20 protein-coding genes, 2 tRNA genes and 1 other annotated feature are annotated in these 24,058 nt (G+C 51.3%); of the genes, 17 read left to right on the plus strand and 5 right to left on the minus strand.

Annotated elements, in window-relative coordinates; all coding sequences use genetic code 11:
• The first annotated feature begins 12 nt into the window (after window positions 1–12).
• From H8S80_RS13100 to H8S80_RS13165, 14 genes are all read left to right on the plus strand, one after another.
• Window positions 13–897 carry a carbohydrate ABC transporter permease gene (locus tag H8S80_RS13100; RefSeq protein WP_002601819.1) on the plus strand — a complete coding sequence of 295 codons (885 nt, stop codon included), beginning with the start codon at window positions 13–15 and terminating at the stop codon, window positions 895–897.
• Between the two features lies 1 nt (window position 898).
• A complete protein-coding gene (locus H8S80_RS13105) occupies window positions 899–1,756 on the plus strand; it encodes a carbohydrate ABC transporter permease (RefSeq protein WP_002601818.1) in 858 nt (285 codons plus the stop codon).
• A gap of 21 nt (window positions 1,757–1,777) precedes the next feature.
• Window positions 1,778–2,737: a family 43 glycosylhydrolase gene (locus H8S80_RS13110; protein ID WP_117631197.1), complete on the plus strand. Its 960-nt coding sequence runs from the start codon at window positions 1,778–1,780 to the stop codon at window positions 2,735–2,737.
• A gap of 485 nt (window positions 2,738–3,222) precedes the next feature.
• Window positions 3,223–3,306, plus strand: a tRNA-Tyr gene (locus H8S80_RS13115).
• Window positions 3,307–3,370: 64 nt separating this feature from the next.
• Window positions 3,371–3,455, plus strand: a tRNA-Ser gene (locus H8S80_RS13120).
• Window positions 3,456–3,668: 213 nt separating this feature from the next.
• Window positions 3,669–3,947, plus strand: coding sequence for a hypothetical protein (locus H8S80_RS13125; protein WP_002601816.1), 279 nt, complete (start codon window positions 3,669–3,671; stop codon window positions 3,945–3,947).
• 92 nt (window positions 3,948–4,039) lie between these two features.
• The gene (locus tag H8S80_RS13130; RefSeq protein ID WP_002601815.1) at window positions 4,040–5,101 is read left to right on the plus strand and encodes an AI-2E family transporter; all 1,062 of its coding nucleotides are present in this window, start codon (window positions 4,040–4,042) and stop codon (window positions 5,099–5,101) included.
• A 54-nt stretch (window positions 5,102–5,155) separates the two neighbouring features.
• Entirely contained in the window at window positions 5,156–6,520 is a 1,365-nt protein-coding gene (locus H8S80_RS13135; protein WP_243007879.1) for a M20/M25/M40 family metallo-hydrolase, read from the plus strand.
• Between the two features lie 113 nt (window positions 6,521–6,633).
• The gene (locus H8S80_RS13140; protein WP_242840513.1) at window positions 6,634–6,954 is read left to right on the plus strand and encodes a tRNA-binding protein; all 321 of its coding nucleotides are present in this window, start codon (window positions 6,634–6,636) and stop codon (window positions 6,952–6,954) included.
• A 33-nt stretch (window positions 6,955–6,987) separates the two neighbouring features.
• A complete protein-coding gene (locus tag H8S80_RS13145) occupies window positions 6,988–8,163 on the plus strand; it encodes a S8 family serine peptidase (RefSeq protein ID WP_117631201.1) in 1,176 nt (391 codons plus the stop codon).
• Between the two features lie 55 nt (window positions 8,164–8,218).
• Window positions 8,219–8,420, plus strand: a binding site (T-box leader).
• 138 nt (window positions 8,421–8,558) lie between these two features.
• Window positions 8,559–9,992 (plus strand): proline--tRNA ligase, encoded by a 1,434-nt coding sequence (gene proS, locus H8S80_RS13150; RefSeq protein ID WP_117631203.1) that lies wholly within the window; start codon window positions 8,559–8,561, stop codon window positions 9,990–9,992.
• Between the two features lie 69 nt (window positions 9,993–10,061).
• The gene (locus tag H8S80_RS13155; protein ID WP_181987919.1) at window positions 10,062–11,294 is read left to right on the plus strand and encodes a CCA tRNA nucleotidyltransferase; all 1,233 of its coding nucleotides are present in this window, start codon (window positions 10,062–10,064) and stop codon (window positions 11,292–11,294) included.
• Between the two features lie 141 nt (window positions 11,295–11,435).
• Window positions 11,436–12,413 carry a protein kinase family protein gene (locus tag H8S80_RS13160; RefSeq protein WP_002601809.1) on the plus strand — a complete coding sequence of 326 codons (978 nt, stop codon included), beginning with the start codon at window positions 11,436–11,438 and terminating at the stop codon, window positions 12,411–12,413.
• A 78-nt stretch (window positions 12,414–12,491) separates the two neighbouring features.
• Window positions 12,492–14,228, plus strand: coding sequence for a phospho-sugar mutase (locus tag H8S80_RS13165; protein WP_002601808.1), 1,737 nt, complete (start codon window positions 12,492–12,494; stop codon window positions 14,226–14,228).
• Window positions 14,229–14,344: 116 nt separating this feature from the next.
• On the opposite strand, the gene H8S80_RS13170 is transcribed toward H8S80_RS13165, so the two are convergent.
• From H8S80_RS13170 to H8S80_RS13190, 5 genes are all read right to left on the minus strand, one after another.
• Entirely contained in the window at window positions 14,345–15,103 is a 759-nt protein-coding gene (locus H8S80_RS13170; RefSeq protein WP_117631316.1) for an ABC transporter ATP-binding protein, read from the minus strand.
• A gap of 31 nt (window positions 15,104–15,134) precedes the next feature.
• A complete protein-coding gene (locus H8S80_RS13175) occupies window positions 15,135–17,456 on the minus strand; it encodes an FtsX-like permease family protein (protein WP_117631207.1) in 2,322 nt (773 codons plus the stop codon).
• A 3-nt stretch (window positions 17,457–17,459) separates the two neighbouring features.
• Window positions 17,460–18,692: an MFS transporter gene (locus tag H8S80_RS13180; RefSeq protein ID WP_117631209.1), complete on the minus strand. Its 1,233-nt coding sequence runs from the start codon at window positions 18,690–18,692 to the stop codon at window positions 17,460–17,462.
• Window positions 18,676–19,332 carry a TetR/AcrR family transcriptional regulator gene (locus H8S80_RS13185; protein WP_117631210.1) on the minus strand — a complete coding sequence of 219 codons (657 nt, stop codon included), beginning with the start codon at window positions 19,330–19,332 and terminating at the stop codon, window positions 18,676–18,678. The genes H8S80_RS13180 and H8S80_RS13185 overlap by 17 nt, the downstream gene beginning before the upstream one ends.
• A 184-nt stretch (window positions 19,333–19,516) precedes the next feature.
• Window positions 19,517–20,482: a putative ABC transporter permease gene (locus H8S80_RS13190; RefSeq protein WP_110322934.1), complete on the minus strand. Its 966-nt coding sequence runs from the start codon at window positions 20,480–20,482 to the stop codon at window positions 19,517–19,519.
• Between the two features lie 165 nt (window positions 20,483–20,647).
• Between H8S80_RS13190 and H8S80_RS13195 the strand changes: the two genes are divergently transcribed.
• The 3 genes from H8S80_RS13195 to H8S80_RS13205 all read left to right on the plus strand — a co-directional run bounded on the left by H8S80_RS13195 (window position 20,648) and on the right by H8S80_RS13205 (window position 23,977).
• Complete coding sequence (locus H8S80_RS13195) at window positions 20,648–22,204, plus strand: ABC-F family ATP-binding cassette domain-containing protein (RefSeq protein WP_002601802.1); 1,557 nt, start codon at window positions 20,648–20,650, stop codon at window positions 22,202–22,204.
• On the plus strand, window positions 22,168–22,317 hold the full coding sequence (locus tag H8S80_RS13200; protein WP_181987914.1) for a hypothetical protein: 150 nt from the start codon (window positions 22,168–22,170) through the stop codon (window positions 22,315–22,317). Before H8S80_RS13195 ends, H8S80_RS13200 begins: the two co-directional genes overlap by 37 nt.
• 661 nt (window positions 22,318–22,978) lie before the next feature.
• The gene (locus tag H8S80_RS13205) at window positions 22,979–23,977 is read left to right on the plus strand and encodes a rod shape-determining protein (RefSeq protein WP_002601794.1); all 999 of its coding nucleotides are present in this window, start codon (window positions 22,979–22,981) and stop codon (window positions 23,975–23,977) included.
• Window positions 23,978–24,058: the final 81 nt, after the last annotated feature.

Genomic DNA, 24,058 nt, shown 5'->3' on the forward strand with positions numbered 1-24,058 from the left:
GGAGTTAGCGGAATGAAAAAACTGTTTTATTCACAGAAAATAGCCCCATACGTATTTATCTGCCCGTTTGTCATCACGGTCCTTCTGTTCTGGATCGCCCCCATATGCAACGGCGTGCTGTTAAGCTTTCAGGATGTGCTGAAGGATGAGTGGGTGGGGTTTAACAACTACTCCCGGCTGCTGACGGATAAAATCTTTTATAAAGCCGTGTGGAACAGCTTTAAGTATATGGTCGGGACACTGGTTCTGCTGATTCCTTTCCCGATGCTGTTTGCTACATTATTAAACAATAAACTGTTAAAGGGAACCGAGTTCTTTAAATCCGTTTATTTCCTGCCGGCTCTGACGTCGGTAGTGGTAGCAGGTACGATTTTCCGGCTTATGTTCGGAGAATCGGCCTCCTCCCTCTTCAATCAGGTCATTGGATTTTTTGGCCTCGACCCGATCAAATGGTTAAAGGGCGCTAATACCACATATTTTGCCCTCCTTCTGCTGGCCTGCTGGCGCTGGACCGGCGTCAATATCCTCTATTTCCTGGCCGGCCTCCAGAACATTCCGACGGAATTATACGAGGCGGCGTCCATCGACGGAGCGACGAAATGGCAGCAGTTTAAAAGCATTTCCATCCCCCTGTTAAAGCCGACTACAGTCTACGTACTGACCATCAGCATCTACGCGGGCCTGTCCATGTTCCTGGAGAGTACCATGCTGTTCAAGGGCAACAACTCCCCGAACAACATCGGCCTTACCATTGTCGGATACTTATACCGGCAGGGCGTGGAGAAGCGGGCCATGGGATACGCCTGTGCCGTCGGTATGGTGCTTCTTATCATCGTCATGGTTGTCAATGTCATTCAGCTGAAGCTGACAGGTACCTTTAAAGAGGAGGATAAATAGTATGCAGACGAAATTATCCGGTAAATCAAAAAAGGCGAGTCTGGAGCTGTGGGGCAGTACCATCCTGTTCATCGTTCTGGCAATCGTGATTATTCTTCCGATCTGGCTGCTGTTAATCGCCAGCTTCAAGCCCGGAGGCGACTTATTACAGTACGGCTTAAACCTGGATATCAATTTCTCCAGAATGAGCCTCGACAATTTCGTCCTTCTTTTCACGGGACAGCACGAGTACTGGACCTGGTTCTTCAACAGTATCTTTTTAACGGCTCTGACCGTGCTTCTGACACTGGCCGTAAGCGCCTTTGTCGGATACGGCTTTGCGGCGTACGAGTTTAAGGGGAAAAGGGTATTTTTCGTCATCGTCCTTCTTATCCTTTCGATCCCGCTGGAGGTTGTTATGCTGCCGCTGTATAAGCAGATGTCCATGATGAAGCTGATGGACAGCTATACGGCCATTGTCCTTCCGTTCATGGCGCATGCATCCACAATCTTCTTTTTCCGCCAGTACTTACTGAGCCTTCCAAAGTCTCTCTTAGAGGCTGGAAGAATCGACGGCGCCACGGAATACGGAATCTTTTTAAGGCTGATCGTACCGATTATGAAGCCGGCGTTCTCCGCCATGGCAATCTTAAACGGCATGAACGCATGGAACAACTACCTGTGGCCGCTGCTGGTAATCCGTTCTTCGGATAAATACACGCTGACCCTTGGTTTAAATACGCTGATTAACCCTTATGGAGACAATTACAGCCTGCTGATCGTAGGTTCCCTGTTCTCCATTATCCCGATCTTCATCCTGTTTATCGCTTTCCAGAAGTATTTCATTGAAGGCATGACGGCCGGAGCGGTGAAAGGCTAGACGTCGGAGGGGGAAACATGTATGAATCAGTTTAACTATAAAAAGACTCCGGAAAATGTCCCGTTTATCAGTAACCGGGCAGACCCGTATGTGACGCGCCACGACGACGGCACGTATTACTTTACGGCCAGCGTTCCGGAGTACGACAGAATAATATTGAGAAAGTCGGATTCCCTTATGGGGCTTCGGGAGGCTCCCGAGAAAACGGTATGGAAAAAACATGAAAGCGGTGAGATGAGCGCCCACATCTGGGCGCCGGAGCTTCACCGGATCGGAGACGCCTGGTATCTCTACTTTGCTGCGGGCGCTGCAGAGGATGTCTGGGCCATCCGGCCGTATGTGCTGGAGTGCAGGGCGGAGGATCCCATGGAAGGTCCCTGGCAGGAATTGGGGATGATGGAGGCCGCAGATGATTTTTCCTTTCAGGATTTTTCCCTGGATATGACCGTCTTTGCTTCGTACGGCGCGTGGTACTGTGTCTGGGCGGAAAAGGTGAGCGTGGGAAAGAAAATTTCCAATCTCTATATTGCCAGGATGAAGTCCCCGCATAGTCTGGCGACGAAGCAGGTTCTCCTGTCGTCCCCGGATTACGACTGGGAGCGGGTTGATTTCTGGGTCAATGAGGGGCCGGCGGTTATTCGGCGGAACGGACGCATCTGCATGACGTATTCGGCCAGCGCCACAGGCGCGGAATACTGCATGGGCTTACTGAGCGCCGAAGAGGACAGTGACCTTCTCGACCCCGCCAGCTGGACCAAGGAACGTCTGCCGGTACTTGTGACTGATGAAACGGCCGGACTGTACGGTCCCGGCCATAATTCCTTCACTGTCGATGAGAATGGCCGGGATATCATGGTATTTCACGCCCGGCAGTACGATGAGATCACGGGAGATCCGCTGTATGATCCGAACCGGCACGCGTATCTGGCTTGTGTGGAATGGGAGGACGGGGAGATGGTTTTCAAGCCGATGAGGCTTTAGGCAGAAGACAGACCACAGACAACATTTGACAGACTGCATCCCCTGTGATACACTGATGAAGTAAAACGAAAATAAACGAAATCAAAAACGCTTCTGCCGATTGCGGCGATAAACGTTTTTATGAGGATAACAGCGATGAACAGACCAGCTCATGCATTCACTTATGAATATTGCAGCGATACCTTCAGTGCAGAGACTTACTGCAGTGAAGCTTTTGGCGTACAATATAAGAGGGAATCCATGCAGTCGGGATATGGTTTATCGTGAAATCCGTTTAGACATTTTGAATGTAAAATGTAATGATATCGGAGGAATCGCTGCCCGGCGGTTCCTTTTTTGTGTGCAGCAGGATATCCGCCATACTATAAAAAATAATTTCAAAAATCTTTAAAGTAATGCAAATTTGCATTGTTCGGTGTGGTAAAGTATGACCATAGACAACAGACCATAGACAACAGAAAGAAAGACTGAAACGTAATATTTGAGGATGCGTAAGCCCAGCGGCGAGGGCAGGAGACTGTAAATCTCTCACATCGGAAACAACGCAGGTTCGAGTCCTGCCGCATCCATTTTTCGTCAAACGAAGCGAGACGGGAGCCGACGCGCTTCGGAAAAAGGGGAAATTCAAGATTTGGAAAAGTGATCGAGAGGATTAAGATGATACTTTGCTAAAGTATTGTGCCGTCAGGCACCGGGGGTTCGAATCCCTCCTTTTCCGTTTGAAGTATTTTATAATAGGAAGAAAGGAATGGAAAACGAAATGGAAACCGTCGTACTACGTGAGCGATATTACAGCAGCGCGCCTGTCAGTTATGATAACTACAGGCTTTTTTGCGTTGCAGCAGACGATCGCTTAAAGAACGTGCGGCGGATATCCAGTCCCGCGGCAGGGACCGCATGATCTTTAAGCCTCAACAGGAGGATGAGTATCATGCATCAGGTTTTATTTCCGCTGGTGATTGTAAATATATTAAAACAACATGGATCAAAGGAGCAGCCGCTGACGATCTCGCAGATCGCGGATAGGATCAACCGGCAGTACGCACCGTTTTCGGACCGGGAACAGGTCATCAACCGTTCTACCGTGGCCAGGACACTGGAATCGCTGGTGCTGTACACGGAGGTCGGCGATCTGCTGGATTTCTGTGTCGTAGAGGGCGGTTCGGCGAATAAGAAAAAATACTACATCGAAAATCACAAAATTGGATAAATTTTGGCAGGAGCAAGTCCGAATAATTTACTGCCCTGCGGCTCATACTAGATTTTGTACAAAAGAAGTACAAAACAGAAACAGGTGAGTCCATGGAGAAACCGAGTAGGAAACTGAAGAAAACTTTTTTAATACTGGGAGTTACGGGGGCAGTTTATGCAAGCTTTAAGTATCTGCTGCCCCTGGTGATTCCCTTTTTGATTGCATATATATTTGCCCTGGCACTTCGCCCTTCCGCCGTATGGCTGGAAAAGAAATGCAGGTTTACATTAAAACGGAAAGAAGTCCATCTGCCCCTGGCACTTATCGGCGGCGTCCAGATCATCATCCTGATGGCGCTGTTCGGCACGCTTCTGTATTATGGCGGGAGAAAGCTGTGTATGGAGGCGAATTTGTTCTTCGACAACCTTCCGCAGATGATTAACAGCCTCGACCGCTGGCTGACCGGATGCTGCTTCTTTACCGAGAATCTCTTCCGCCTTCCCAGGGGCTTTCTGGTGAAAATGCTGCGTGAGATGCTGGTCGGCGGCGGGAAGGCCATGAAGGATGCCGCCATGCCGTTTTTAATGGTAAATTCCATGACCGTCGTGCGCTGTTTCGTGGAGGTTACGGTCATGACCATTATTCTGTTTATCGCCACCATCCTCTCCCTTCAGGAGATGGAGGATATTCGGATGCGCCGTGACAATTCCATTTTCCGCCACGAATTTGCCCTGCTGGGCAGCAGGCTGACCATGGTAGGCAGTGCATGGCTGAAGACACAGGGAAGCATCATGTTCCTGACCATGTGCATCTGCACTGCAGGCCTTTTCCTTATGGGCAATCAGTACAGCCTGCTTCTGGGAATCGGAATTGGCCTTCTCGACGCGCTTCCCATCTTCGGCACGGGAACGGTACTGATCCCCTGGGCTCTGTTTCGCCTGGTAAATGGAGACTGGCTCTACGGAATCGGCCTCTTTGTCATCTATATTATCTGCTACTTCCTCCGTCAGGTGATGGAGGCCAAAATCATGGCAGACAAGGTTGGCCTGACACCGCTTGAAACGCTGATCTCCATGTATGTGGGACTTCAGCTGTTCGGCCTTCTGGGCTTTATCCTGGGGCCGATCGGACTCCTGATTATTGAAGATCTGGTGGAACTGTACGGCGGCTAGTGGTATACTGGTTCCATATAAGAATCTCAACAGGCGTGCCGGGGCAGCGATGCCATGGCAGAAATGGAGGCAGCAATGGAGCCGGAGAAATTGATCGAATTTTTAGGAATATTGGAAAAACTAAAATGCAATACCCGCCATAACTGGACCACCTCCGGCAGGAGGGAGAGCGTAGCAGAGCACAGCTGGCGTCTGGCGGTTATGGCATTTCTGCTGAAGGATGAATTCCCGGAGCTGGACATGGACCGGGTGGTGAACATGTGTCTGATCCACGACTGGGGCGAGGCCATTACCGGGGATATTCCTGCCTTTATAAAAGGCGGTGCAGATGAAGAGACGGAGAGCGCCGTCATTCGGACCATGACTGGTTCCCTCCCCGATAATCTGGCATGCAGGCTTAATGGCCTTTTCGACGAGATGGAGGCGCTTCAGACGAAGGAGGCAAGACTCACCAAGGCTCTGGACAAGATCGAGACCCTGATTCAGCATAACGAGGCGGGCGCGGACACATGGCTCCCTCTGGAATATGAGCTGAATCTTACATATGGCGATGACATATCGAACATGTCAGAATACACCAGACGTTTACGTGATCTGGTCAGGCAGGAGTCCGAGCGGATTATAAGCGAAAAGCCGCTGGGGGATAAAGAATGCGGCAGTACAGGAAGCCACAGCGCTCTTGACGATGAGACCTTCGAAAAAATAAAGGCGCTCCGCAGAGAACTCCACAAAATCCCGGAACTGTCCGGCCAGGAACGAAGGACTATGGAAGTGTTAAAAACGTTTATCAGAGAACACACCTCCCTTTCGGTCACAGACCGCGGCGGCTGGTTCTACGCCCTCCATCAGGAAAACGGCGCTGAGGAAACCGTTGTCTTCTGCGCGGACATGGACGCCATAAAAGGCGCCGGTAACATTCCTTATCACGGATGCGGCCACGACGGCCACAGCGCCATTCTGGCGGGGCTCTGCCTCCTGACGGAGGGGCGGGTTTTTCAAAAGAATCTCTGCTTCCTCTTCCAGCCTGCCGAGGAGACCGGAGAAGGCGGAAATCCATGCAGCAGATTATTAGAAGAACTGGGCGCGGACAGAGTCTACGGCTATCACAATCTCCCAGGCTATCCGCTGGGTACTGCGGTTATGAGGAGGGAGACAATTTCCTGTGATACCGTAAACACCCCTGAGATCACAGACATGAGCCGGATGCTTTTCGAGCAGGAAGGAATCCCCTGCCTCGAAGCCGCCGCCCCATTCCGCTGGTCTGAGGATTTCGGATGGTATTTAAAGAAATGCCAGGGCATGTATTTCGGCATAGGAGCCGGTGAAGACTGTCCGGACCTTCACACGCCAGAATATGAGTTCCCGGACGAAGTGATCAGAAATGCGGTCAGATGCCTGTATCTGCTTGCGGAGATATAGGCGTATCCCCGTGTTGTGTGTCACCTTCCGTGAAAATGGTATGGAATAATAAATCAAATATTTATGAAGAAAGCATAGAGCGTGTCATGGAAAATATAAAAGCAGAAATCAAGATGAGTGATTTGGAAAAAGTTGATATCAGGGTGGGGACGATCGAACTGGTGGAAGACGTACCGAAATCAGATAAATTGGTAAAGCTGACCGTGGATTTCGGTACATTTAAGAGGACAATTCTCGTCGGACTGAAAAAAGAACGGGAGAATCCAGGAGAAGTAGAAGGGAAACAGGCGTTGTTTGTTGTGAATCTGGCGCCGAGAGAGATGTTTGGCATCGAGTCCCATGGAATGCTGTGGGACATTGGTTATGAGGACGGAATCGTACCAGTTCTTGCGATGCCCGAAAAACCTGTTCCGAACGGAACGAGGGTGGGGTAATCAGCGAAGAAGACGAAGGAGGTTAGAAGTAAAATGAAAAAGAGGATGGCAATGATCGTATTTTCCCTGTTCTTTCTCTGTTCCTGTGCCCCTAATACAGGGCAGAGCGGAAGCGGCAGTCAGACTGAGCCGCCGATCGCCTCCATACCTGAAACGAGTACCGGGACCATTGAGGTATTGGCTCCCTATTCGGATGTGCGTGGGTTTGATGAAGTCAATACACTGCGTTCCGGTGAGTATGTTCCGGCGGATATGATTACATACTGGTTTAATCAAAATACGCTTTTTGAGGGAAACGAAGCGCTTGCGGCCGAGATTATGGAAACTGGAAAAAATCCCGGACTGCATGTGCAGGAACTTCATGACCGGGGAATTACAGGTAAAAACGTGACAGTGGCAATCATTGACCAGCCCTTACTGCCCGGACATCCAGAGTATGCAGGCAAGATTGAAGAGTACTATACCGTGGGATTGACCGAAAAAGACCGCCCCAGTTCGATGCATGGCCCTGCGGTAACAAGTCTGCTTGCGGGGAACTCCATCGGAACAGCCCCGGATGTCAGGCTGTACTATGCAGCAATCAAATTCTGGGACAGAAACGCATCGGAAATGGCAGGCCAGGCGCTGGACTGGATGATCGAGCAGAATAAAACACTGCCGGAGTCTGAAAAAATTCGTGCTGTCAGTGTATCAGCAGACCTCACAAACACGGAATATTTTGATCATCCTGAGGTGTGGGACGAGGCGGTGAAACGGGCCCGGGAGGCCGGTATCTTGGTATTGGACTGCAGAGCGGACTATGATACCTGTGTATTCTGGCCCAGCTTTTTTGATTTCGATCAACGGGATGATATTACGGCGAGCAAAATCGGAACGCCTGACGGTGATTTTTTGGAATGTCCTGTGCAGGCCCTGGGAACCCCGGTGGGATACCGCACCACGGCAGAGGTCTCCAGTGAAGGTGAGTATTCTTACAGCTATGACGCGTCAGGCGGACATAGCTGGGCAATTCCTTATGGGACAGGCGTCCTGGCTCTGGGCTGGCAGGTAAATCCATCGCTGACAGGCCAGGAGCTGTTGGATCTCATGCGGCAGACGGCTTACGAAAATGATTCCGGGGAGCGTTTTCTGGATCCAGCTGCTTTTATAGATGCGGTTCAGTCAACGGTGCATGAAAATCAGCAGGGGCAAGTTCTGATCTCCCCTTGACAAAGAAATCCAAATAGCGTAAAATCAACCATACAAGCTAACATAACAACATACGTTTCAGACGTGGAAGAGGATTAGTAAGCGATGATGCATTCCAGAGAGAGGGTCACTGGTGGAAGACCTTCATGCCCCTGGTCGCCCAACCTGCCTTGGAGTCCCGCAGCAAACTGCGGCGCATATCCGGCGTTATCGGAGATACAAGTGAGTCACGATTGTGGCTAAATTGGGTGGTACCACCGAGCTGTTCGGTCCCTTGTCTGGGGATCGGCGGCTCTTTTTTGTTTCACGGGATGCGCCCTCCGTGCTGAAGCAGCCGCGCTCCGGCGCAGGAGTCCGGCCTGCCGGACTCTATTGACAGGAAAATACGTAAATTTAAGAGGTAAAGGAGAATTGTTATGGCAAAGGACAAAAAGTTAGTAGAAGCAATCACATCAATGGATGTGGACTTCGCCCAGTGGTATACCGATGTGGTGAAGAAAGCGGAACTCATCGACTATTCCAGCGTAAAGGGCTGTATGGTCATCAAACCGGCCGGTTATGCGATCTGGGAGAATATCCAGAAGGAACTGGACGGAAGATTTAAAGAGGTTGGCGTGGAAAATGTATACATGCCGATGTTTATTCCGGAGAGTCTTCTCGAGAAGGAAAAGGATCATGTTGAAGGGTTCGCGCCGGAGGTGGCATGGGTGACCTATGGCGGTCTGGAGCCGCTTGCAGAGCGCCTCTGTGTGAGACCGACTTCAGAGACTCTGTTCTGTGATTTTTACGCGAGGGACATTCAGTCTTACCGCGATCTGCCGAAGGTATATAACCAGTGGTGTTCCGTTGTGCGCTGGGAGAAGACGACGAGACCGTTCTTACGTTCCCGCGAGTTCTTATGGCAGGAGGGCCATACGGCTCATGCCACAGCAGAGGACGCGCAGGCAAGAACCGAGCAGATGTTAAATCTCTACGCCGATTTCTGTGAGGAAGTCCTGGCCATGCCGGTTATCCGCGGCCAGAAGACCGACAAGGAGAAATTCGCCGGAGCAGAAGCTACCTACACGATCGAGGCGCTGATGCACGACGGCAAGGCACTTCAGTCCGGAACGAGCCATAACTTTGGCGATGGATTTGCAAAAGCCTTCGAAATCCAGTATTCTGATAAAGAAAACAAGCTGCAGTACGTACACCAGACCTCCTGGGGCATGAGCACCCGTCTGATCGGCGGCATCATCATGGTACACGGCGATGACAACGGCCTCGTGCTGCCTCCGAGAATCGCACCGGTTCAGGTGATGATTGTTCCGATCCAGCAGTCGAAGGAAGGCGTTCTGGAGAAGGCGGCCGAGATCAAATCCGTGCTGTCCGGATACCGTGTGAAGGTGGATGACACCGACAAGAGCCCGGGATGGAAATTCGCTGAATCTGAGATGCGCGGTATTCCGGTCCGCGTGGAGATCGGACCGAAGGATATTGAGGCAGGCCAGGCCATTCTGGTTCGCCGTGATACCCACGAGAAGACCGCCGTTTCCCTGGATGAGATCGGTCAGAAGGTTGGAGAACTGCTCGATACCATCCAGCGCGATATGTACGAGCGCGCACTGGCACACCGTGAGGCCCATACGTATGAGGCGACTGATTTTGATACATTTACAAAGACGATTGAAGAGAAACCGGGCTTCGTAAAAGCCATGTGGTGCGGATGCCAGGAATGTGAAGACAAGATCAAGGAACTGACAGGAGCGACTTCACGCTGTATGCCATTTAAGCAGGAGAAACTTTCCGATACGTGTATCTGCTGCGGAAAGCCGGCGGCGAAGATGGTATACTGGGGCCGCGCATATTAATGCTTGTATCGATTCAACCGTAAGGCTGGTGGATTGAAACTAATATAGAAATGAGATGATGGCATGGGGATAGAAATGCGGGTTCCGGCGGACGCGGAGCAGATCATTGAAAAACTGAATGAGCACGGATTTGAGGCGTATGTCGTGGGCGGGTGCGTCCGCGACAGCCTGCTGGGTAAAGAGCCGGAGGACTGGGATATCACCACCTCGGCGAAGCCAGAGGAAGTAAAGGCCATTTTCAGCCGGACGATCGATACGGGGATCCAGCACGGCACGGTTACGGTGATGCTTAACCGGCAGGGCTATGAAGTGACCACGTACCGGGTGGACGGTGAGTATGAGGATGGGCGCCATCCGAAGTCCGTAGATTTTACCACCAGCCTTTTAGAAGACTTAAAACGCCGCGATTTCACCATCAACGCCATGGCTTACAACGGCCGCGAGGGGCTGGTGGATGCATTTGGCGGTATGGAGGATTTAGAGAACCGGGTGATCCGGTGCGTTGGGAGCGCCGTGAACCGCTTTACGGAGGATGCACTCCGAATCTTGAGGGCAGTCCGGTTTTCCGCACAGCTCGATTTCCGGATTGAGGACGAGACATACGAGGCGATTTCCCTGATCGCGCCCAACCTGGAAAAGGTGAGCAAAGAGCGTATCGCGACGGAGCTTACGAAGCTGCTGCTGTCCGGCCATCCGGAGAAGATGAAGAGAGTATCCGACACCGGGGCTTCCCGCTATATCTCGGAGCCATTTTTTAAGGCAGCCGTGCTGAGCAAAGGCGAGCTGCGTCCGCTGGGATGTCTTCCTGCTGTAAAATATATGAGATGGGCCGGCTTCCTCCGCAGGGAGCAGGGGGAGACGGCGGCAGACATACTGCGGGATCTGAAGATGGACTGTGACACCATGGATCGGGTAAAAATACTTGTATCCCGGTGGAGGACGCCGATCGCCGCTGAAAAACCGGCGATCCGGCGGGTGATGAACCAGATTCCCGGCGATCTCTTCGACAGCCTGCTCTGCTTCCAGACGGTATTTGCCGGAGAAGTAGGCGAAGGCTATGGAGAGACGTTAGAGACGGTTAAGGCACTGGCGGAGGAGATCCGCGGGGCCGGAGACCCGGTGAATTTAAAGGATCTGGCCGTAGATGGCCGCGATCTGATGGCGGCCGGCATGAAGCCGGGACCAGCGCTTGGAAAGACGCTGAATGCGCTGATGGAACAGGTGCTGGAGCGTCCGGAGTGCAACGAGAGAGCGTATCTGCTGCGCGCCGCCGGACTGGAAAATGGGATAAAGGAATCATGAGAAGGAGTTTGGCCCCTGCGGCCGCGGCTGTGTAAAAACAGCAGCGGAAGCAGGGGCCAAACTTTCTTTTTTCACGTATATTTCCGTTCCGCCACTCATACCCTAGAAGTAGCCGATGAGCTAAGAGTTGGAGGGGTGGTTGTGATAGAGAAATACACAGAGGTGCTTTCGCAGTATGAGCTTGAAATTCTGGATGTGAGACGCGGCCGCGGCGCCTGGCTGTGTGAGACAAACCAGGGCCTGAAGCTTCTCAGAGAATATAAAGGGACCATAAAACGGCTGGATTTCGAAGACCAGGTGTTTACACAGCTGGAAGAGGCCTGGCACCCTTTTGTGGACCGTTATGTGAGAAACCGTGAGGGCGAACTGCTTTCCAGCGCGGATGACGGGACGAGATGGATCGTAAAAGACTGGTATGCCGACAAAGAGTGTAATTTAAAAGACGACAAAGAAGTCCTCAGAGCCATTACGCAGATTGCCAGTTTACATAAAATGTTGCGAGAGATCGAATTCAAGGAAGAGTGGAATCTCGGTTCTATTCTCGTGCAGCTTCCGGGAGATGAGATGGAGCGCCATAACCGGGAGCTTATAAGGGCGCGTTCCTTTATCCGAAACAAGAGAAAAAAGACGGAGTTTGAACTCTGCGTCATAGGAAACTACGATATGTTCTACGAGCAGGCCAAGGACGCCAGACTTGGCATGAAGGAATTCTGTGCGTATCACGGAGATGAGGAATGCTATCTGTGTCACGGAGACTTAAACCAGCATCATATCCTGATGTGTCCCAGGGACGTGGCCGTGGTGGAATTTAACCGCATGCATCTGGGAATGCAGATGGAAGACCTGTACCATTTTATGAGAAAGGCCATGGAGAAGCATGACTGGAGTTTAAAACTCGGCACCTCCATGCTGGAAACGTATTCCAAAATCCTTCCGCTTTCGGACACAGACAGGACCTGCCTTTACTATCTGTTTTTGTATCCGGAAAAATACTGGAAACAGATCAATTTCTACTACAATGCGAACAAAGCCTGGATTCCGGCCAGAAATATCGAGAAATTGAAGGACCTGGAATTGCAGCAGCCGCTTCGCAATGAGTTCCTTTCCAGAATTAAATAACACAATTTCGCTTTCCTTTTAAGCTGTTATGATTTATAATGTTGATAACAGAATGGAGAGAAAGGAGTATTGTGTTTTATGAAAGACTATAAGAGTATTTATGAAGAATGGCTGGCTAATCCATACTTCGATGAGGCTACGAAAGAAGAACTCCGGTCCATTAAAGAGGACGAGAATGAAATTAAAGAAAGGTTTTACCAGGATCTGGAATTTGGCACGGCAGGCCTGCGCGGCATCATCGGCGCGGGAATCAACCGTATGAATATTTATGTGGTCCGCAGGGCAACCCAGGGGCTTGCCAATCATATTATCAAGCAGGGCGGCGCCGATAAAGGCGTGGCTATCGCTTACGATTCCAGACATATGTCTCCGGAATTTGCAGAGGAAGCGGCCCTTACTCTGGCGGCCAACGGCATTAAGGCCTATAAGTTTGAATCCCTGCGTCCGACTCCTGAACTTTCCTTCGCAGTCAGGGAACTGGGCTGTATCGCCGGTATCAACATCACCGCAAGCCACAACCCGCCTGAGTATAACGGATACAAAGTTTACTGGGAGGACGGCGCACAGTTTACCCCGCCTCACGACAAGGGAGTAACCGCGGAGGTTCTGGCGATCACAGACCTTTCCACGGTAAAGACCACCGATGTGGAATCCGCAAAGGCAGCAGGCAAGTACGAGATCATCGGCGAAGCCATTGATGATAAATACATCGCGCAGGTAAAAGCCCAGGTAGTGAATCAGGAAGCGATCGACAAGATGCAGGACAGCATCCAGATTGTATATACTCCACTCCACGGCACAGGCAACATTCCGGCCAGGAGAGCGCTGGCTGAGATCGGCTTCAGCCACGTATATGTGGTTCCGGAGCAGGAGCTTCCGGATGGAGACTTCCCGACCGTCAGCTATCCGAACCCGGAGGCAGAGGAAGCCTTTGAACTGGGCCTCGCTCTGGCAAAGGAGAAGGACGCCGATTTAGTGCTGGCGACCGATCCGGATGCAGACCGTCTCGGCGTTTACGTAAAAGATGCGAAGTCCGGCGACTACATTCCGCTTACAGGCAACATGTCAGGTTCCCTGTTATGTGAATATGTGCTGAGCCAGAAGAAGGAGCGCGGTGCCATTCCGGAGGATGGACAGGTGGTGAAGTCCATCGTTACCACCAATCTGGTTGACGCGGTGGCGAAGTCCTACGGATGCGAGCTGATTGAGGTTCTGACCGGATTTAAGTATATCGGCCAGCAGATTTTAAAAGAAGAGAATACGGGATACGGAACGTATTTATTCGGTCTGGAGGAGAGCTACGGCTGTCTGATCGGTACGTATGCCCGTGATAAAGACGCGATTTCCGCTACGGTAGCGCTCTGTGAGGCAGCCGCTTATTATAAGATGAAGGGCATGACCTTATGGGATGCCATGATTGCCATCTATGAGAAGTACGGCTACTATAAAGACGCCGTCAAGTCCATCGGACTGAAGGGAATCGAGGGCCAGGCAAAGATCCAGGCCATCATGGATACATTAAGAAACAACACACCAACCGAAGTGGGCGGATACAGGACGGTCTCTGCCAGGGACTATAAGCTGGATACCATTAAGGATATGGAAAACGGCGAAGTAAAACCGACCGGACTTCCGGAGTCAAACGTTCTCTATTACGATCTGACCGATGATGCATGGCTGTGTGTAAGGCCATCCGGCACAGAGCCGAAGATCAAGTTCTACTATGGGATCAAGGGAACTTCCCTTGCGGATGCGGATGAGAAATCTGCGAAGCTGGGTGAAGCGGTGATGGCCATGGTGGATTCCATGATGTAGGGAACTGCGTTTCATGAAGACGAAATAAGTAATGGAATAAAAAGGGAAGTATCACCAGTGATTTTTATATCATGGATGATGCTTTCCTTTTTAATATGCATAAGAGGCTAGGCCGGTTATATCCCGGCTTCTTTCATAAGTTCCATGATCTTTTCCATCCGCTGCTCCATATCTTTCCCGGTATATTTGGGGAAATGAGCCTCGCGTACGATTCTGCCGTCACACAGGAACAGGACGCGCTCCGTGCGGGCTGCGATCCTGGCATCGTGCGTTACCAGCATGACTGCGGTTCCCTGTGCGTTGATTTCCGTAAATATATCCATAATCTCCTGGGCGGATTTTGAGTTTAAGGCGCCGGTGGGTTCATCGCCAAACAGGATTCTTGGGTCATTCATGAGGGCGCGGCAGATTCCGGCGCGCTGGAGCTGTCCGCCCGAGGCACGGGAGATATCCCTGTCCTCCAGCTCCCCGATTCCGGTCTCCTTCATGAGTGATCTTGCCTTTTCGGTGATCCGGGAGACATCCTTCTTTTTATCCCGCAGGGATGGGAGGATGATATTGTCCAGAATGTTTAAATTCTTCAGCAGAGTGGGCTGCTGGAAGACGAAGCCCATCTGTGTCCGGCGAAGGTCTGCCAGCTGGTTTTCCGTGCAGGCGGACAGTTCGCTGCCGCAGAAGGATACGCTGCCGCTGTCGATGCGGTCCATACCGCTCAGTGCGAAGAGAAGCGTCGATTTTCCAGAACCTGAGGGACCCATCACCGAGATAAATTCGCCCTCGCGGACCGACAGGCTGATACCATCCAGGATGCGCTGGTTTTGGGATCCCTCGTGAAACGATTTGATGATATTTTTGGCGTGTATGATTTCTTCCATGTTATACCTTTCTATGTTATACCTTTCCATGCTATTCCTTTCCATATTCAGCTATTGTGATCTTCTTTATTCCCTTTGTGCCGGCAAGTGAGGCGGAGACCGCGGTGTAGATCATGAGAAGCGGGCAGAGCAGACAGGACAGGAGAGGGTTTACCGCAAAGCGGAAGGAGGGGGCGCCGAAACCGGAGAGCACCAGGCTGGCCAATGCCCCGCCTACAGTATTGGCCAGAAGGATTCCGGCAAAGACTCCACACACGGATACGAGTACGAAACGGCTTATATACTGCAGCCGGATGTCCCCGGCCGTGAACCCGGAGGCCTTCATCACGGCGATGGAGTAGCGGTCCTTTGCGGTCAGCATGTTGACAAACAGCAGTGTAATCAGACCGGTGAGCGCAAGAGCCACCGCAGCCGCAGCGATGGCCGCCATGCGGATGGAGTTAAGCGTTGGTCCGTAAGTCTGGGCGACGTAATCGCGGATATCCGTGACTTTCGTATCGTGAAATGTGTCCCCATATTCACGGACAGTCTGTGAGAGCATCGAGGGATCCTTCAGTCCGGCATAGATGACGGCCCATACCGTATCGTCTGAATCCGCCGGGAAGGAGGCCTTCGCCGTTTTTCCTCCGTTGGTGATGTCGGAATAGATTCCGCATACCGTCATGGTCTGTGTACCGCTGCCGGTAATCAGTGTGAGGCTGTCGCCCGGGTTCTTGCCCAGCTCTTCGGCGTTCATGGCAGAGAGGGCGATCTCATCGGGGGAGACAGGGGCCTGCCCTTTTACGTAGGAAACAGGAAATACCCGGTGATCCCCCAGCTCTGTCAGGAGATTACTAACGGTACCGTCCGGCGTTTCCACCTGAAATGCCTTGGTAATCAGCGAAGTATGGCGGAGAATGGAGGCGTCCTGTTCCATCTCCCGGGCGATCCGGGCGGCGTCTTCTGCCAAATGGTCTGACTGGCGCAGATCGATCCGCAGATCACAGTTACCGATTCCCATGTAGGTGACGAAGCCCCTGGACGACATGGTGGTATACAGATTGATGGGAATCACAAGGAGAAATGCCGCAAAGAGAAGTACGATAAAATTGACGCCGTACAGCTTCTTTTGCAGGAGTACATCCCGGATTCCCAGGAAGATGCTGACATTGGAAAAATGGCTGTGGCTCAGAGCCATCCGGCCGGCGCCGCCGGAAGCCATCGGTCCGGTACCGCGCCGCATGGCCTCGGAGGCGGATATTTTATGTAAACGTCCCAAAACTCCGTTTACATAAAGCAGAATGGCAAAAAATACGATCAAAACGCCCGCCGGTGCGAGGAAGAAGGCGGCCGGGCCGTTTCCGCCGGTTCCCATGTTTAGACGGATATTCTGAAGGAGAAGGTTTTTAAGCAGGAATGACAGAATGATGCCTGCCGTACATCCGGCCGCGGCAATCGCCGCATATTTGGCGAGATACAGTTTCTTTATGTCGGAGACGCGCAGGCCGATCGCCTTCATCACGCCCAGTTCCCGGCAGTCGGACTCCAACTGGGCCAGGAGCGTAAAACGAATGCATAAGAAGGCGATCATTACGGTCAGGAATCCGAGAAGCAGGATCACGGCGATCATCATGCCGTCGGATAAGGCGCCCAGCATGCGAAACAGTGGGTATGTGACGGCCGGACCGTTGGAAGGAAGCCCGGCGGCCATATAATCAGCGGCAAAGGCGTCCAGGGCCGATAAATCTTTTAAACGGAACTCAATTAGATGTTCCATGGTTCCGAGGTCTCTCAGCCGCTCAAAATCCTGGGGACTTACGAGGAAGCGTTTGGAGGAAGAGAGCATGGAATTCATCTGTGAATCCCGCAGAAATCCGGCTGCGCGAAACGGAATTCCGCAGACGGAGACGGTGTCGCCGGTCTTCATGGCAGCTTCCTGCATATAGCAGACCGGAACGTAGATATCCCCTACGGCAGGGGTGATGACGGCTCCATCCAGGTCCAGAAGGTAATCAAACGCACCGCTCTGAGTGGAAATACCGTTGTCCTGCGTACTGCTGATCAGGGATTGGCCGTTCAGTTCAATCTCCCCGTTGTCAATATTTAAAAACCCCAGAATTTGATACCGGTCAACTGCCTCATGGTGTGAGGCAAAACGGTTTAAGGGCTCAGCATCCAGCGGGCCGGAGTGCATCTGCATGAAATGGGGTGTCTCTGCCTGCACCATCAGCCGGTCCAGGGCGCCCGCAAGGTTCAGAGCCAGAATAACGGCCAGGGAGACGAGCATGGCGGCCAGCGCCACAAACAGGGTAGTGATCATGGTGGTGAGCCGGCTTTTTCTGATATCGTTACGGATGATGCGGCAATAGTTCATAACTTACCTCGTTTCTTCAAGAGCCCTCACGGATTTGATCCGGCAGGGCAGAAAGGATATGGCGGCCAGGAAAAGACCGGCTGCGACGATCAGGAGACCGGAACCTCTCCCGGAGCCGATGGAAAACAGCGCGCCGGTACCGTCTGCCAGAATGCCGGAAATTGCATAAGCGGCCACGTATCCCAGCTGTGACAGGACACCGATCAGCCCCCAGGCTCTTCCCTGGAAATCATCGGCAATGTTCGTGCGGACGAGAAAATCCAGCGCTGCGTTTGCAAAAGGCAGGGAGGAGAAGAAAAGAAATCCAAAGATGCAGATAACAACGATGTTTTCCCGGATTCCAAAACCGGCCATGAAGATTCCCGCTGCAAAGAGGGCGGCAGACAGGATGACCACGCGGTTTTTCTTCAAACTGACCGTCCCGATCACCAGACTGGAGATGAGCATGCCCGAGGCGCAGATGGTCTCGGAAACGCCGAGGACAGTGCTGTCTGCGAAGCCCAGGATCATCGGGCCGAAAAGCGTCTGGATAAAGCCTAAGAAAAATGTGATGGCAGAAGACAGAATAACCAGCACCAGCACGCCCTTCTTCTGCGTGATGGCATTCCATCCTTCCGAAAATTCTCTGGTAAAGGATTTTTTCTCCATTGTCTTCCTGGAGTCGATCCCTTTCCGGACGACCAGCGTCGCAGTAACTGTTAAGAAAAAGGTAGCGGTGTCTAAGAGAAGCAGAAGACGAATATCGGAGATAGTGAGCAGCAGGCCTGCAAGTACCGGAGAAATCAGGTATTTCGCAGATCCTGCGACACCCACCAGACCGCTGGCCTTCGTATACTGTTCCGGCGTCAGTAAGTCGGTCACCGTGGCCTTGTAGGCGGGATCGAGAAGCGAGGAAAACACAGAACTTATGGTAACGCCCACACAGATCTGCCACAACGCGGCCTCCCCCTTAGAGAGGCAGAACAGGATGAAAAGGAGTCCCAGCGCGGACAGGCCGTCGCCCAGAATCATTAAGAGCCTGCGGTCGTAACGGTCTGCCAGAACCCCGGCAGGAACGCCCAGAATCAGTCCCGGCGCAAAGGCCAGCAGTGTGACGAGTGCCGTGGCGGAGGCCATACCTGTCTGCTGAAAGACATATACGCCCAGCCCGAAGGAGGTGAGTCCGCTTCCGATGGCGGAAACCAGTTCTCCTGTCCAGAGGAGAAGAAATTTATTAAAATTAGTTGTCTGCTTCATTCCGCTCGACCTTTCTGCTGCCAAACACCCGCATGAGATCCGATGCAAGACTCCCGGTCTCTGCTCCCAGCAGCCGTTCTATATTGAAGATAAGCGCCTGCGTCCGCTCGTCTCTCAGTTCCTCTGAGGTTTCCGTGGCATCGTCGAAGAAGACGTTGCTGTAGACCATAATCATCTCCACACACTCCCTTGGATAGGGAGTCTGAAAGTATCCGGCCTCCGCGCCTTCCCGGATTAACCCCGTCAGAATCGGAGTGACGCCGTTTAATACCGCCATCTGTGTCTTCTGGTGCATCAGCGCGTTCTGCGGCCGGTGCATCTGCTCCTTCAGCTCCTGACCGCCCTTTTGGCTGACATTCAGCGCCAGTATTGTGCGGATCAGACGTTCTCTGGCGGTGAGACTGCTGTCGGACGCGGCCTCCTGCGCCGCACTCAGGATCTGTCTGTTATACCGGTCGATCAGGGCATCCAGAATATCCTCTTTTGATTTAAAATGGTAGTACAGGGTTCCTCTCGCGATTCCGACCATCTCTAAAATATCGCCGGTACTGGTATTGTCAAAGCCTTTCTGGGCGAAAAGTGTATCTGCCGCATCCAGAATTTCATTTTTACGTATCTCAGGTTCTTTTACCGTTCTCATTGTGCCGTCTCCTTTTACGATTCATTACCGACTGACTGTCGGTCTATAAAAAGAGAATACCATACTCTGATCTGTTTGTAAAGAGAAAGAACAAAAAAATTTAGCAGCATTCATGATACAAAAAAAACAGAGCCGATGTTTCTGCTCTGTTTTTTCCAGTCTATTCCACTCTGTTTTTTGCTATTTAGTTTTTCAGACGTTCCTTTAATTCCTTTAACGCCTCTCCAAACTGTCTGGAGGAGGCGGTCGGGTTTCCTCTTAAGAGGCCCTTGCGGTAGAAGCCCAGATGTTTGGATAGCTTGTCCCGGTTTTCTGTGAGGGACTGGAGACGTTCACTCAGTGAGGATAAGTCGGGGACTGCCTTGCCTGCAGTCTCCTTGAAGAGGGAAGCGGCCTCGAGGCCCCGTTCCGCACTTTCCTTTAATGCGTTTATGGTCTCTTCTGTACGCATGGCAGTTTCTGCTTTCAAGGTGGTGATCTTTACAGCGGCTTCGCCCTTTAGGTTGGCCGCCCGCTGAATCTGCTCGTCACGCAGATCGGAGAGTTTGTCCGCGGTTTCTGCCTTTAAGAGAGCCATCTGCACCTGGATCTCCTCCAGTTCTGCCTTCATCTTTGTCATGGACTCCAGCACGCGGCCCAGATCGAGGGCCTCTTTCGTGGATTCCACCGTGTCGGCCACAAACAGGGCTCCGATAATGCCGCATAAGACGATGCACACGATGGGGTTTAAATCCAGTACCACGGTTTCCACGGGGCGGTGAATAAATTCTGTCAGCACAATGGTCAGAAAGCCCCAGGCAATGGAGGTGCCCAGGCAGATATAGCCGTTAATATTGAAGGGATTGTTGGTGTAGTCCCAGTATTTCATTTTAAACAGGCGCTCCATGGTCCAGCCGGTGACGTATTCCAGTGCGGATGCGCCGATCATTCCGGACAGAAAAACAAGGAACAGGTTATCCTGGAACGGCAGGGAGACCCAGAGCATGATGATGGCCCCGCTTCCATATAACGGGAGGAGCGGAAGGCGTAAGAAACCGCGGTTTACGAAATGGCCGCATTTTAGGGAAACGTATGTGGATTCAATGATCCAGCCTATGAAGCAGTAAATGAAGAAAAAGAGGAGCCATTGATACCAGGTGTATATGTACATAAGTAAAATCCTTTCGTTTAAAATTATCGACTTAACGATCTATACTATATCATAAACGTTTTTGTCGAATTTTACAACCCAAAACTAAGCGCGCTCTTTCCCCTTGCCAGAACGGCGGTTGTCATGTAAAATGGGTAAAGAATAAGAAGATTGAGGAGTTTACGAATGAGCATATTAAACGTTGAACATCTGACACATGGATTTGGAGACCGGGCCATCTTTAGCGACGTGTCGTTCCGTCTCTTAAAGGGAGAGCACATCGGCTTAATCGGAGCCAACGGCGAAGGCAAATCCACATTTATGAATATTATTACCGGAAAGCTTCAGCCTGACGAAGGTAAGGTTGAATGGGCGAAGCGCGTCCGTGTCGGTTATCTGGATCAGCATACGGTTCTTGAAAAGGGAATGACGATACGGGATGTGTTAAAGTCCGCGTTTGCATTTCTGTTTCAGATGGAAGAACAGATGAATGAGATCTGTGACCGCATGGGCGAAGCGGGAGAGGAAGAGATGGAGACCATGATGGAAGAACTGGGAACGATCCAGGACCTTCTGATGGCCCACGATTTCTATATTATAGACTCCAAGGTGGAAGAGGTGGCCCGGGCCCTGGGGCTTACGGATATCGGCATTGATAAGGACGTCACCGAGCTCTCCGGAGGCCAGAGGACCAAGGTTCTGCTGGGAAAACTGCTTCTGGAAAAACCGGACATCCTGCTACTGGACGAGCCGACCAACTATTTAGACGAACAGCACATCGAGTGGCTGAAACGTTACCTATTAGAGTATGAAAACGCCTTTATTCTGATATCTCACGATATTCCATTTTTGAACAGCGTGGTGAATATCATCTATCATATGGAAAATCAGAGTCTGGACCGCTATGTGGGAGACTACGATAAGTTTGTGGAAGTCCATGCCGTGAAGAAGGCGCAGCTGGAGGCGGCTTATAAGCGCCAGCAGCAGGAGATTGCGGAGCTGGAAGACTTCGTGGCGCGCAACAAGGCCCGGGTGTCAACCAGGAACATGGCCATGTCCAGACAAAAGAAGCTGGACAAGATGGATGTCATCGAGCTGGCGCGGGAGAAACCGAAGCCGGAATTTCATTTCCTGGAGGCGAGAACCGCGGGAAAGACGATCTTCGAGACCACCGATCTGATAATCGGTTACGACGAACCGCTGTCGAGACCGCTAAACGTCCGTATGGAGCGCGGGGAAAAGATCGTATTGGTCGGCGCCAACGGAATCGGTAAGACGACGCTCTTAAAGAGCATTCTGGGACTGGTACCGCCGCTGGACGGAAAGGTGACGCTTGGCGACTACCTGTCGATCGGCTATTTCGAGCAGGAGATGGCGCCCGGCAACAAGACGACGTGTATCGAGGAGATCTGGAAGGAATTCCCGGCCTATACTCAGTACCAGGTCCGCTCCGCCCTGGCCAAGTGCGGCCTGACGACCAAGCACATCGAGAGCCAGGTCCGTGTCCTGAGCGGAGGTGAGCAGGCAAAGGTGAGATTATGTAAACTCATTAACCGGGAAACGAACGTGCTTCTGCTGGACGAGCCGACCAACCATTTGGACGTGGAGGCGAAGGAAGAACTGAAACGCGCATTGAAGGAGTACCGGGGAAGTATCCTCTTAATCTGCCATGAGCCCGAGTTTTATGAGGGCGTGGCGACAAAGGTATGGGATTGCCGGGAGTGGGCGCTGAAGCTGTCATAGAAGAAATTGATATTCCGTTCCTTCCCGGCAGGGCGCCGGGAGGGATGGATGATAATAAAGAAGCAGCCGCCTTGTTCCAGGCGGCTGCTTCTTTAAACTATTGGGAATGGTAGGTATAATAAATTAGGATAATGTCTTTAGGGGGGCCGGATGATTTTTTGGATCATCCGGTATGAGTATGAAAAAGCTTTGTGTTAATCACTGTTTTGTGATTAGTTATATAATATCAGGAATTTGTGTGCAATCTGTGGACTTTCCATTAAGAAATAATAAAAAAGGTTATAACTTTATGAAGTATTTATTTAAAATTATTTCGTAAAAACCGGGTATGCTATTCTTATGTTTCTTTTTCTTATGCCCTGCTCCCCGAACGTCCTTTTTCATTCATTCCCGAATTCCTTTATACAGACAAAATTCCCGCTCCGAGGGGGATCGAAGCGGGAACTAATCTTTAGGGGGGCCGGATGATCTTATGACCATCCGGTATGAGTATGAAAAAGCTTTGTGATTTCAAGTAAGTTACTTGAAACAAAGGCCCGCTATCCTCTCGGATAACGTATTCTCAGTATACGGGGAAATTGTGACCAAAGTGTGTATTGGACATAAAAAAACCATAAACATAATAAAAATAAAAAAAACCCTTTAAAAACAGGTTGTTATTGTATATAATAAGGGAGATAAACGAAATTTAACTATTAGGGCCAGTAACCCGAATTTGAAATACAGATAAAGGAAACTCTGGGAACCGTTTAAGCGAACAGGAGGAAATAAATTATGATGTCCAATGATATCGGTATCGACTTAGGTACCGCCAGCATACTTGTGTATATTAAAGGGAAGGGTGTTGTGTTAAAAGAACCTTCCGTAGTTGCAATCGACCGTGACACGAATAAAATCAAGGCAATCGGGGAAGAGGCAAGACTGATGATCGGCAGAACGCCGGGCAACATCGTCGCAGTCAGACCGCTTCGCCAGGGCGTTATCTCCGATTATACCGTAACGGAGAAGATGTTAAAATATTTCATCAACAAGGCAGTAGGCAAGAAAACACTGAGAAAGCCGAGAATCAGCGTCTGCATTCCAAGCGGAGCCACAGAGGTTGAGAAGAAGGCGGTAGAGGACGCTACGTATCAGGCGGGCGCCAGAGAAGTATCGATTATCGAAGAGCCGGTTGCGGCTGCCATCGGCGCAGGCATCGATATCGCCAAGGCCTGCGGAAACATGATCGTAGATATCGGCGGAGGTACCTCCGATATCGCCGTTATTTCCCTGGGCGGTACGGTAGTGAGTACGTCCATCAAGGTGGCCGGTGATGATTTCGATGAGGCGCTGGTCCGTTATATGCGCAAAAAACACAATCTTCTGATCGGTGAGAGAACCGCAGAGGAGATTAAGATTAATATCGGTGCTGCTTACCGCAGACCGGAAGTTCTGACTATGGAAGTAAGAGGCCGTAACCTGGTTACCGGTCTCCCGAAGACGATTGTCGTTACCTCCGATGAGACTCTGGATGCATTGAAAGAACCGGCGATGCAGATCGTGGACGCCGTGCACAACGTACTTGAGAGAACTCCGCCGGAACTGGCTGCCGATATCTTTGACCGCGGCATTGTTCTTACGGGCGGCGGTTCCCTGCTTTCCGGCCTGGATTCTCTGATCGAGGAAAAGACGGGAATCAATACCATGATCGCGGAAGATCCGCTTACGGCAGTTGCGATTGGTACAGGAAAGTTTATCGAGTTCACCCATGACGGCGGTAAATCTGAATTTTAACCATTTGAGCAGGATAGTTGCAGGACAACCCTGGCGGATCATAGGATTCCGGCAGGGCTTGTTTTGTGACTGCCTGCTTTC

The organism is Hungatella sp. L36 (assembly GCF_014288035.1).

Coding starts and splice junctions, on each gene's coding strand:
- H8S80_RS13185 (WP_117631210.1), bottom strand. CDS start 19,332: ATGAGAACGGTAAAAGAACCTGAGATACGTAAAAATGAAATTCTGGAT.
- H8S80_RS13170 (WP_117631316.1), bottom strand. CDS start 15,103: ATGGAAGAAATCATACACGCCAAAAATATCATCAAATCGTTTCACGAG.
- H8S80_RS13200 (WP_181987914.1), top strand. CDS start 22,168: ATGGGATTGCCGGGAGTGGGCGCTGAAGCTGTCATAGAAGAAATTGAT.
- H8S80_RS13135 (WP_243007879.1), top strand. CDS start 5,156: ATGGCAGAAATGGAGGCAGCAATGGAGCCGGAGAAATTGATCGAATTT.
- H8S80_RS13180 (WP_117631209.1), bottom strand. CDS start 18,692: ATGAAGCAGACAACTAATTTTAATAAATTTCTTCTCCTCTGGACAGGA.
- H8S80_RS13195 (WP_002601802.1), top strand. CDS start 20,648: ATGAGCATATTAAACGTTGAACATCTGACACATGGATTTGGAGACCGG.
- H8S80_RS13105 (WP_002601818.1), top strand. CDS start 899: ATGCAGACGAAATTATCCGGTAAATCAAAAAAGGCGAGTCTGGAGCTG.
- H8S80_RS13190 (WP_110322934.1), bottom strand. CDS start 20,482: ATGTACATATACACCTGGTATCAATGGCTCCTCTTTTTCTTCATTTAC.
- proS (WP_117631203.1), top strand. CDS start 8,559: ATGGCAAAGGACAAAAAGTTAGTAGAAGCAATCACATCAATGGATGTG.
- H8S80_RS13125 (WP_002601816.1), top strand. CDS start 3,669: ATGCATCAGGTTTTATTTCCGCTGGTGATTGTAAATATATTAAAACAA.
- H8S80_RS13110 (WP_117631197.1), top strand. CDS start 1,778: ATGAATCAGTTTAACTATAAAAAGACTCCGGAAAATGTCCCGTTTATC.
- H8S80_RS13145 (WP_117631201.1), top strand. CDS start 6,988: ATGAAAAAGAGGATGGCAATGATCGTATTTTCCCTGTTCTTTCTCTGT.
- H8S80_RS13175 (WP_117631207.1), bottom strand. CDS start 17,456: ATGAACTATTGCCGCATCATCCGTAACGATATCAGAAAAAGCCGGCTC.
- H8S80_RS13130 (WP_002601815.1), top strand. CDS start 4,040: ATGGAGAAACCGAGTAGGAAACTGAAGAAAACTTTTTTAATACTGGGA.
- H8S80_RS13100 (WP_002601819.1), top strand. CDS start 13: ATGAAAAAACTGTTTTATTCACAGAAAATAGCCCCATACGTATTTATC.
- H8S80_RS13205 (WP_002601794.1), top strand. CDS start 22,979: ATGATGTCCAATGATATCGGTATCGACTTAGGTACCGCCAGCATACTT.
- H8S80_RS13165 (WP_002601808.1), top strand. CDS start 12,492: ATGAAAGACTATAAGAGTATTTATGAAGAATGGCTGGCTAATCCATAC.
- H8S80_RS13140 (WP_242840513.1), top strand. CDS start 6,634: ATGAGTGATTTGGAAAAAGTTGATATCAGGGTGGGGACGATCGAACTG.